The organism is Melaminivora alkalimesophila, from assembly GCF_000282995.1.
Taxonomy (GTDB): domain Bacteria; phylum Pseudomonadota; class Gammaproteobacteria; order Burkholderiales; family Burkholderiaceae_C; genus Melaminivora; species Melaminivora alkalimesophila.
In genome coordinates, this window is sequence record NZ_ALEE01000059.1 from 1 (window position 1) to 3105 (window position 3105).

Sequence of the window (3105 nt, forward strand, 5' to 3'; positions counted from 1 at the left end):
CTTTCACGTCCGCAGGAACGGCGGCGCTGATGGTGGCGGTTTCGCTGCTCACGTCTTTTCCTTTTCTCGGCTGCAACCTTTAGCCTAGAGCGGCCTCAATAGCGGTTTTATAGACGTTTTCATCCGGCAAGGTGACGTTGTTGAACGCCTCTTGCACCTTGTAAACCGTGGTCGAATGTGGCGGCAGTGCTTTCAGCGGCACCGTGGCCCCGTCGATGATGCCTGCTTCTTCGTGTTCATAACGCAAGTCCCAGCAACAGAACTGTAGCACCCCAGCCGCTGACGACGAGGATCTTGAAACGCGCAAGCGTCACTTGATCTTTCCTTTCCGGTTCTGTCTCGCAGATTTGTCTGCCATGAATTGATGGTCCACCTCAGTGCCGAAGTGAAATCGAATGACCCTGCGGCACCGATAGGTTTGGACTATCGGGTCGGGAGACCGCGGTTGCTTGACTAGCAATGAAACCGGGCACGCTGCCCCCTACGTGCGCGGCACAAGTGATGGGCGCGCACCCGCCTGGATGCGCGCCCTGATGCAGCCAGGGCCGGCGTTCAACTTGCGAGCCCGGCAAATCTTCCGCTACCTGCCCGAGGTGCCTTCTCGGATCTCTTGGCGCCTAAAACAGCAGCGTCGAGCTGCGTTCCTAAGCTGCGACCGTCGCCCCCACGGGTGCTTTAGAAGGCGCCTCGCTTTCGCGTGCCAGAACAGCGCCCAGCTTCGTTTCCTGCTCGGGCGAAAGCGACGAGCGAAGAATGCGCCCGCGATAGCCGGAGAGCTCCGCCAGGACCTTGTCCGGCTGCGCCTTGCGGATCAGAAGGAAGATAGCGCTCGTGTCGGGAGCCAGCGTGTTCCCGATGTCTCTGATGAAATCGTCATTGATGCCGTAGTCGATCAGGCTGCCTGACAAGGCCCCGGTGCCCGCGCCGACAACGCCGCCAATCGCCATCCCGGCGAGCGGGTTCAGGAACAACAGCCCGACGAGCGTGCCCCACAGGGCTCCCGACAGGGTGCCGTAGCTGACCGATCTGCCCAACACGCTGATCGACTGCTTGATGTGCACCTTGCCGTCCGGGTCACGGATCGCCACGACCGCGTCTTCGAGATCGATGAGATATTCGCGCCGCAAACGCCCGAGTTCTGTGAGAACACGGTCAGCATCGTTCGAGTTGTCGAAACCGACCACAATCAATTCTGACATCTTTAGTCTCCAGGTTGTTTGAAGGTCACAGCCTGCCGGGTGAAGACCAGCAGCTGATGTCGTGTGCTGCCGCCGAAGGTGGCCTAATGCGCCATGAGCATGGGGATCGTCGACCGCGCGAGAAGGTGCCTCGTGACCCCTCCGAGCACCGCCTGGCGAAGCCGGCTATGTGTGTACCCGCCTGTGACCAAGAGGGTCACACCGCTCTGCGCAGCGGCCGCGAGGAGCGCCTCCCCGACCGAGGTCTCGGGCGAACGAGTCTCCACGACCGCCGCGATGCCGTGCCGGCTGAGGTAAGACCGCAGTCGATCACCCTCGTTTGCGTCGGTCTTTGACGTCGGGAAGCTGAAAATGACTACTTCTTCCGCGTTAGAAAGGATCGGGAGCGCCGCCGAGACAGCACGGGCGCTTTCGACGCTGCCGTTCCAGGCAACACCCACCCTTCGGGACAGCTTCGAAGGTACGTCCTGCGTCAACACGAGGATCGGCCTTCCCGAATACTCCAGCGTATCCTTCAAGAGCTCGGGTGTATCCAGCGGTTCCGACGCTTCCACTCGCCGGATGAACAGAACGGCATCGTGGACGGCTGCCGCATCCTTGACCGCGGACCAGGCGTCGCCGTCGGTCCGCGAAAGCTGGACGCTGGGGGCCTGATCGGTGACGCCGAGTACCACGCCTCGCTTCTCTGAGGCATCCTGCAAAATCGACTTCACCTTTGCTTGGCGAGCCAGGCCTTCGTCCCGCAACTGATCCAGCAGGAGCGGGTAGTGGGTCATTGCTCCATAATGGGGATATACCGGCACCGTGAGGAGCACAGGATCGATGAGCAAAGTCGACAAATGAGCGTTCAGGTCGACGATCGCGTCGATCGCCCTCCCGGTCGCCCACTCATCCGTTTCAGGGTCGGTCAAGGGGAGAAGTATCGACTTCATCATTGGTCTCCAGAAGCAATCATCCGACATTCCCCAAGTGGCCTGCCGCTTGACTTCAAGATCGCCTGATTTTGCTCGCTGGGCAAGCGTTTTTCGCCCCGAGCGGTGTCTGTCGTCGCGCAAACGGCCGAAGTCGGGTGGATCAAGCCTCGAACCCGCAGCATTCTGGCCCGGCAGAGCCGCTTTTCCGCGCGGCAGACGGACCTGTCCTGCCGCTTTCGTTCAGCTTGGGCATGGATCGTGGTCATGCGCATGACGGAGGCGTTCGAAGACGGCGGATGGCGGCAAGGACGGCCCGCACCATCGGGCCGGTGACGGCGACCTCGGCCAACTGGAAGGTAATGGCGCGGGCGTGGCGGACGACGCGGGCGCCGATCTTGATCAGCTTGAGTTGCAGGCTGGTCAACGACCAGTCCGCCATGGCCTCGGGCAGTTCGATGCAGCGCAGGAAGGTTGCCAGGTTGTAGGCCAGCGCGTGCAGTTGCAGCCGCACCTCGTTGTGCCGGAACTTCCGGCATGACAGCCGCGTCCAGCGAAAGGCATATTTGCCTTCCTTGATGTGCTGCTCTGCGGTGCCGCGCTGGTTGTAGAACCTCACCACCCAGTCTGGCTCCATCGGCAGGTTGGTGACGATGAAGCCGACTTTGGGGAACAGCTCGCCCGGATGCCATTCGATCTTGGCGATGACGCGGCGCGGCTTGTCCCAGGACGCCGCCTGATACTCGAAGTCCTCGAAGAACCGTTTGACCTTGGTCAGCGAAGGCCGTCCCACGGGCCGTGTCAGCCGATGCGCGATCTTCTCGCGCAAGACGGCGTTGGCGGGCAGACGGATGGCGTAGAAGAACCTGGCTTCTTCCAGCCGCATATAGATCGCGGGGATCGCGTAGGCAGCGTCGGCCCGGAAGAAGCGTCCACCAAGGTCGCGGCCAGCATATCGGGCAATGACGACGGATAGGAAATTCAACCGCATGAGG

Annotated in this window: 3 protein-coding genes and 1 pseudogene; all 4 read right to left on the reverse strand. The window is 61.5% G+C overall.

Annotated elements, in window-relative coordinates:
- Positions 1 to 79: 79 nt before the first annotated feature.
- On the reverse strand, positions 80 to 247 hold the full coding sequence (locus tag A612_RS17215) for a hypothetical protein (RefSeq protein ID WP_158000157.1): 168 nt from the start codon (positions 245 to 247) through the stop codon (positions 80 to 82).
- A gap of 397 nt (positions 248 to 644) precedes the next feature.
- Positions 645 to 1199, reverse strand: a complete 555-nt coding sequence (locus tag A612_RS00600; RefSeq protein WP_019372682.1) for a DUF1269 domain-containing protein — start codon at positions 1197 to 1199, stop codon at positions 645 to 647.
- A gap of 83 nt (positions 1200 to 1282) precedes the next feature.
- Complete coding sequence (locus A612_RS16045) at positions 1283 to 2110, reverse strand: universal stress protein (RefSeq protein ID WP_158000158.1); 828 nt, start codon at positions 2108 to 2110, stop codon at positions 1283 to 1285.
- Between the two features lie 265 nt (positions 2111 to 2375).
- A pseudogene (locus A612_RS00610) lies at positions 2376 to 3105 on the reverse strand (IS1380-like element ISPme1 family transposase); the annotation flags it as partial.